The 6,095-nt window shown below is 74.0% G+C and carries 6 protein-coding genes and 1 pseudogene; 2 read left to right on the top strand and 5 right to left on the bottom strand.

The window, feature by feature from the left end:
* Positions 1-186 precede the first annotated feature (186 nt).
* A complete protein-coding gene (locus tag GA0115240_RS32900; RefSeq protein WP_093742479.1) occupies positions 187-1,251 on the top strand; it encodes an NAD(+)/NADH kinase in 1,065 nt (354 codons plus the stop codon).
* A 126-nt stretch (positions 1,252-1,377) separates the two neighbouring features.
* On the opposite strand, the gene GA0115240_RS38930 is transcribed toward GA0115240_RS32900, so the two are convergent.
* Positions 1,378-1,566, bottom strand: coding sequence for a hypothetical protein (locus GA0115240_RS38930; RefSeq protein WP_256070150.1), 189 nt, complete (start codon positions 1,564-1,566; stop codon positions 1,378-1,380).
* Between GA0115240_RS38930 and GA0115240_RS32895 the strand changes: the two are divergent.
* Positions 1,478-2,420 (top strand): annotated as a pseudogene (locus GA0115240_RS32895) (YihY/virulence factor BrkB family protein). The gene GA0115240_RS38930 and the pseudogene GA0115240_RS32895 overlap by 89 nt on opposite strands.
* Before the next feature lie 90 nt (positions 2,421-2,510).
* Here GA0115240_RS32895 and GA0115240_RS32890 read toward each other — a convergent pair.
* The 4 genes from GA0115240_RS32890 to GA0115240_RS32875 all read right to left on the bottom strand — a co-directional run.
* The gene (locus tag GA0115240_RS32890; RefSeq protein ID WP_237555408.1) at positions 2,511-3,359 is read right to left on the bottom strand and encodes a hypothetical protein; all 849 of its coding nucleotides are present in this window, start codon (positions 3,357-3,359) and stop codon (positions 2,511-2,513) included.
* Positions 3,359-4,621 (bottom strand): VWA domain-containing protein, encoded by a 1,263-nt coding sequence (locus tag GA0115240_RS32885; protein ID WP_093742477.1) that lies wholly within the window; start codon positions 4,619-4,621, stop codon positions 3,359-3,361. The genes GA0115240_RS32890 and GA0115240_RS32885 overlap by 1 nt, the downstream gene beginning before the upstream one ends.
* Before the next feature lie 101 nt (positions 4,622-4,722).
* Positions 4,723-4,962: a hypothetical protein gene (locus GA0115240_RS32880; RefSeq protein ID WP_093742475.1), complete on the bottom strand. Its 240-nt coding sequence runs from the start codon at positions 4,960-4,962 to the stop codon at positions 4,723-4,725.
* Positions 4,959-6,095, bottom strand: a 1,137-nt coding sequence (locus GA0115240_RS32875; protein ID WP_093742473.1) for an NAD(P)/FAD-dependent oxidoreductase, incomplete at its 5' end; no start/stop codon positions are given. The genes GA0115240_RS32875 and GA0115240_RS32880, both read right to left, overlap by 4 nt.

Genomic DNA, 6,095 nt, shown 5'->3' with positions numbered 1-6,095 from the left:
GGGCGGGGCACGGCTTCGGCCGCCGCCGCTGACCGGAGCGGGCGCGCCCCGGCACGCTTCGCGCCCAGGCACTCTTCGCGCGCCGCCCGCCACCGGGCGCGGCGCGTCATCGCGGGCGGCCCGGGCCACCCGGCGGTAGCCTGCCAGGGCAGAAAGTCCCCTCCGTTCAGGAAGAGATATCAGCGCATGCCGATCCGCCGGTTGGGTCTCGTCGTCCATGAGGGCCGTCCGGCCGCGGTGGCCGGCGCCGAGACGGTGCGGGCCTGGACCGCCCGGCACGGCATCACCTGCGTGGCCATCGACGTCTGGGGCGAGCACGAGAACCGCCGCAGCGGGCGCGAGGAGGTGGCCGCGGCGGGCAGCCCCGATCTGATCGTCACCCTCGGCGGCGACGGAACGTTCCTGCGCGGCGCGCGGATCGCGGCCAAGAAGGACATCCAGGTCCTGGGCGTGGACCTCGGGAGGGTCGGCTTCCTCACCGAGATCGCGGTCACCGACGTGGAGCGCGCGCTGGACGCCGTGCTGGCCGGCGACTCGGCCTGCGAGGAGCGGATGATGCTCACCATGCGGGCGTCCAAACCCCTGGGGATGCCCAGCGGGCTGGACTCGCTGATGGGCTACGGCCGCGGTCCGGTACTGCCGCCGCCCCAGGTCCGGCCGGAGACCGCCGGGGACGAGGGCTGGGGGGTGGCACTGGACATCACCGCGCTCAACGACATCGTGCTGGAAAAGCTGTCCCGGGACCGGCAGGTCAGCCTGGGCGTCTACATCGCGGGCCGGCTGCTGGCCTCCTACTCGGCCGACGGGGTGATCGTCGCCACGCCGACCGGTTCGACCGCTTACAGCTTCGCCGCGGGCGGCCCGGTGCTGTCGCCCCGGATGCGGGCGCTGGTCTTCACGCCCGTCGCCCCGCACATGACCTTCGACCGTACGGTGATCGCCGACGCCGACGAGCCGGTGGCGCTGCGGGTGCTCCCGCACTCCGGTCAGGCCGCGGTCAGCGTCGACGGACAGGTGCGCGGAGTGCTGGACCCCGGTGACTGGGTGGGCGTCTTCGCCGCGCCGCGGCCGCTGCGGCTGGTACGGCTGCAGCAGGCCAACTTCTACGGGCGGCTGCGCGAGCGGATGCGGCTCACCGACGCGCCGGCCACCGCGCTGGACGGCGAGTCGCCGCCGCTGTTCCGCCCGTCGGGCCGGATTCCGGACGACCTGGCGCATCTGCACATCGCCCCGCTGGCCGATCCGAACTGACCGCGCCGGCGCCGCCCGGGCGGACGGGGCCCGCCGGGGCGACCTGGACGACCGGGACGACCGGGACGACGAGCCCCGACCCGAACACCACCTCCGCCGGCCGGTTCGCGGGCCGGATCCGGGCAATCAGCTCATCATGACAACCGGTGAGCGGAGACCTGGCGGGCATCTGAGGCGGCGCGGCCTGCGGGCGGCGGAGGAGGCCAGCCCGGACCAGCCGACGCAGCTGCGCGGCCGGTCGTGGTGGGCGGCGATCACCAGCACCGTCCGCGAGTTCCAGAAGGACGAGCTGAGCGACCGCGCGGCGGCGCTCACGTACTACGCCGTGCAGTCGCTCTTCCCGGCGCTGCTGGTCCTGGTGTCGCTGCTCGGGGTGGCCGGGCAGTCGGCCACCCGCCGCATCCTGGACAACCTGACGGAGCTCACGCCCGCCTCGGCGCGCGACATCATCACGCACGCGGTGGAGCAGCTGCAGAACAGCGGCGGGACCGGTTCGGTGCTCGCGGTGGTGGGGCTGGCTGGGCGCGGTCTGGTCCTCGTCAGGTTACGTGGGGGCGTTCATCCGGGCGTCCAACGCGGTGTACGACATCCCGGAGGGGCGGCCGCTGTGGAAGGTCACGCCGCTGCGGCTGCTGCTGACCGTGGTGCTGATGGTGCTGGCCTGCGCGAGCGCGCTGATCGTGGTGTTCACCGGGGCGCTGGCCGATCAGGCGGGCACCATGCTCGGGGTCGGCGACGCGGGACTGAAGCTGTGGTCGGTGGCCAAGTGGCCCGTGCTGGTGGTGATCGTAGTGGTCATGATCGCGATTCTGTACTGGGCCGCCCCCAACGCCAAGGGCCGGGGCTTTCGCTGGATCACCCCGGGCAGCCTGCTGGCGCTGTTCGTCTGGCTGCTGGCCTCGGCGGGCTTCGCGCTGTACGTGGCGAACTTCGCCCGGTACAACCGGACCTACGGCACGCTGGCGGGTGTCATCGTCTTCCTGGTGTGGCTGTGGCTGACGAACGTGGCGATGCTGTTCGGCCTGGAGTTCGACGCCGAGCTGGCCCGCCAGCGGGCGATCGCCGGCGGCCTGCCCGCGGACGCGGAGCCGTATGTCCAGCCACGCGACACCCGTTCGTGGACCGACGACGAGCGTGAGCGGCTGGAGGAGCGGCTCGACCCGGAGTGACGGGGCGCCGCCCGGCGGCGTGCGACGAAGGGCCCGTCCGACACACCGCGTCGGACGGGCCCTTCGTCGCACAGCCGGGCGGTCGCCCGCTCAGCCGGCGTAGCGTTCCGGCTCCTGCGCGGGAGGCGGCCGGCGGCCGTACGGTCCGCTGAGCCGGACCGGCCCGCGGGCCAGCCGGTGCGCGCCGATGGCGACGAGCACGGCCAGCAGGCCGCCGCCCCCGGTCCACAGCCAGCGCGGGGACCACCAGGTGCCCGACCAGCCGCCGGACGGGCGGACGTCGGGCGCGTTCTGCGAGACCACGGGGGCGACCGAGCCGTCCACCGCGTGCGCGCCGGCCGTGCCGGAGGAGGTGGCCTCCATCGCGGCCCGTACCGGCAGCCCCAGATCGGACTGGGGCAGGTCGAGCACCGTGAGCCGCACGTAGTAGGCGCCGCGCAGCGGGTCGTTGGACCAGGGCTCGGCCCAGGAGCGGACGGCCCGCAGCCGGCAGACCAGCTTGACGTCGGTGGCGCCGGCCGCCGCCGTCCGGGTCTGTGTGCCCGAGCGGCACGGCTGGCGGCGGCGCAGGCCGTCGTAGACGTCGACCTGCCAGGTGGACGCGCCGTGCCGGGCGGTGGCCGCCGGGTAGGTCACGGTCGCGGTGACCGTGACGTTCTGCCCGGTGTCGGCCGGGAAGGCCCAGTACATGTAATCGCCGGTGGAGGCGTCGGCGGTGGCCCGGACCCCCTGCTGGACGACCGTGGCGGTCACGAAATTGGTGCCCGCCGTGGTGGGCGGGGCGGTGTCGGGGGTCGCGGTCGCGCTCGGGTCGGCCGAGCCGGTCGCGGCCCCGGAAGTCGGTCGGGCGGGGGTGTCGGCGGTCGCGGGCCCCGCCAGGACGCCCAGCGCCGTACCGGCCAGCAGCGCCGCGGCGCCGAGCAGTTGTGCGGCGCGCATCAGTCGGTCCTTCCCGTGTTGAGACGCCAGCGGGCGATCCAGCCGGTCAGCAGGCCGGCCACCGCGCCGACGGCGGCGAGCAGGCCCAGCAGCCACCAGCCGCGGCCGAGGCCGTAGAAGGCGACATCGGACGGATTGACGGGACTGCGGGTCAAGTCGATGGACAGCTCGACCGGCAGTCCGGGCGTGGTCTTCACGCCGGCCTGCGCCGAGAAGGAGTTGCCGACCTGGAGGCAGACCGTCTCCGGTGGTGTGCCGTCGTCGGCGTGCGGTTTGGGATAGCGGATGCCGGCCGACACCGCGTCGGTGCGTCCGGTGCCGCCCTCGTCGTCGCGGACGAGTTCACGCCCGTGCTCGGTGACACCGCGCAGCAGGACGCCGTAGTCGGCGTTGACCGTGCGGTCCTCGGACACGCTGACCGAGGCCCGCAGTTCCTGCCCCGGCTTGACCGCGACGCGGTACCAGCGGTTCTGGGAGAAGGTCTCCCGGTCGGTGTAGAGCCCTTCCTTCAGCAGCGGCGCGGCAGCGCAGTCCGCGCCGCCCTGGACGGCCACCGGGGCGACCGTCGTGTCGTTGCTGCGGTCGACGAGTTGCTTGACCTTGCTGGTCAGCTGCTGGCGGTGCTGCACGGTGGTGTAGGTGCCGCCGGTCGCCTCGGCTATGCAGCTGAGCTGGTTGCGGGTGCTGGAGTCCGGTATCAGGCCGAGGGTGTCGATGACCAGGTGGATGCCCTGGGCGGCGATGCTGCGGGCGACATCGCAGGGGTTGATGTTGCAGGTGTCCTCCCCGTCGGTGATCAGGACCATCCGGCGGGTGCCGTTGCCGCCCTTCAGGTCGTTGGCGGCGGCGGTCAGGGCGGGGCCGATCGGGGTCCAGCCGGTGGGCTGCAGCGTGGCGACGGCGGTCTTGGCCTCGGTGCGGTCCAGCGGGCCGACCGGGTAGAGCTGCCGGGTGTCCTTGCAGCCGGTCTTGCGGTTGTTGCCCGGGTAGTTCGCACCGAGGGTGCGGATACCGAGCTGGACACCGTCCGGCACCGAGTCCAGGACATCGTCGAACGCCTGCTTGGCGGCGGACATCCGTGACTGGCCGTCGATGTCGCGGGCCTTCATGGAGCCGCTCACGTCGAGCACCAGCTCGACCTTGGGGGCGGGTTGCGGGGCGGCGGGTTCGTCCGCGGACGCGCTCGCGGGCAGCAGACCGCAGGCCAGCACGGCGAGCAGGCCACAGCCCAGTCCAGTGGTCAGTAACCTTCTGATGATCATCGCTGGATCGTATTGAAGGCCCGGCGAATCCCGAAGTCGGCTGGTCAGCGGGCTGTGCTGACGGGCCGTCCGCGCGGACGAAGGGGACATCCCTCGCATCGTCAGCCGCGCGCCATCACGCGCGGCGGCGGGGACGAGGTGGGAGTGCCCGTCTGCGGCGCCCGGCTCGGCGGCATCGGCGCCGAGGTGAGCAGCACCCGTCCGTACAGCCCGACGGCAGCCGCCAGCAGCACGGCGATCACCAGCCAGCGCAGGTGCAGCCGGGCGGGCAGGCTCAGCAGCCGCGGCAGCGGGCGTCCGGGGTGCGGGCGGGCGCCGCGCCGGGCGGCGGCGCGGCTCATCCCCGCCTCCCGCGGCCGACGAGTTCGGGACGCCTCGGCTGCGGGCGGGCCCGGCCGATCTGGTCGCGGTACTCCAGCAGCGGCAGCGGCATGTCGAAGGCGACGGCCCCGACGACCTGCGATCCGTACGGGGTCGGCCTGGTGTAGCGGGCGACGAACCGCTCGCCGCGCAGGGATCCCTCGACGACCTCCACCTCGGTGCCGAGCGCGGGCATGCCCACCGCCTGGATGCGGGTGCCGTGCTGCTCCGACCAGAAGCGGGGCACGGGCACGAAACGGCCGGCCCGGGCCGGTCCGCGCAGCAGTGCGTCGGCCGCGTGCTGGCCCATCTCCACCGCGTGGATGAGGTGTTCGACGCGGCGCGGCACGTCGTCGAAGCGGGCGTTGGGCCAGCCGGCCACGTCCCCGGCGGCCACGATGTGCTCGGCGGTGCGCCCGTGGATGTCGCGGACGTGCAGGGTCGGCCCGCAGCGGACGCCGTCGGCGATGTCGATGCCGCTGCCGCGCAGCCATGCGGTCCGCGGCGTGCCGCCCAGTCCCAGCACGACGAAGTCGCAGGTGAGCAGTGTTCCGTCGTCCAGGCCCAGCCGCAGCACGTCGCCGTGGTCCTGCCAGTCGGTGATCCGCCGGCCGAGCCGCAGGTCCACGCCGGCCCGCCGCTGGATCCGTCCGACCACCTCGCCGACGCGCGCGCCCAGGACCCGCCGCAGCAGCGGCCTGCCGGGGGCCACCACCGTGACCTCCAGACCCTGTTCCCGGGCGGTGCAGGCCAGTTCGCAGCCGACGAAGCCGCCGCCGAGGATGACGACGTGGTTGGTCCGGGCCGCGGTCATGGCGTGCCGGACGGCGGTGGCGTCGGCGAGGGTGCGGATGGTGCGTATGCGGTCGGTGAACAGCGGCGCCTCGGGCAGCCGTTTGGCCGCGACGCCGGTGGCGACGACGAGACCGTCGAACGGCAGGCGCTCGCCGCCGGGCAGTTCGACCGAGCGGTCGCGCAGGTCGAGGCCGCTGACGCGGGTGCCGAGCAGCCAGTGCGCGTCGAGTTCCTCGTCGGCCCGGAAGGCGAGGTCGGCGACTGCGGTCCGGCCGGTCAGGAACTGCTTGGACAGCGGCGGGCGGCTGTACGGGCGGTG

The sequence above is a fragment of the Streptomyces sp. DvalAA-14 genome (assembly GCF_900091855.1).
Classification (GTDB): domain Bacteria; phylum Actinomycetota; class Actinomycetes; order Streptomycetales; family Streptomycetaceae; genus Actinacidiphila.
Note: the sequence above shows the minus strand (reverse complement) of the source record. Positions and strands in the feature narration are given on the sequence as shown.

What these genes read in the sequence shown, in the direction of transcription:
- GA0115240_RS32900 (WP_093742479.1), top strand. Translation starts at nt 187, where the DNA reads ATGCCGATCCGCCGGTTGGGTCTCGTCGTCCATGAGGGCCGTCCGGCC.
- GA0115240_RS32890 (WP_237555408.1), bottom strand. Translation starts at nt 3,359, where the DNA reads ATGCGCGCCGCACAACTGCTCGGCGCCGCGGCGCTGCTGGCCGGTACG.
- GA0115240_RS32885 (WP_093742477.1), bottom strand. Translation starts at nt 4,621, where the DNA reads ATGATCATCAGAAGGTTACTGACCACTGGACTGGGCTGTGGCCTGCTC.
- GA0115240_RS32880 (WP_093742475.1), bottom strand. Translation starts at nt 4,962, where the DNA reads ATGAGCCGCGCCGCCGCCCGGCGCGGCGCCCGCCCGCACCCCGGACGC.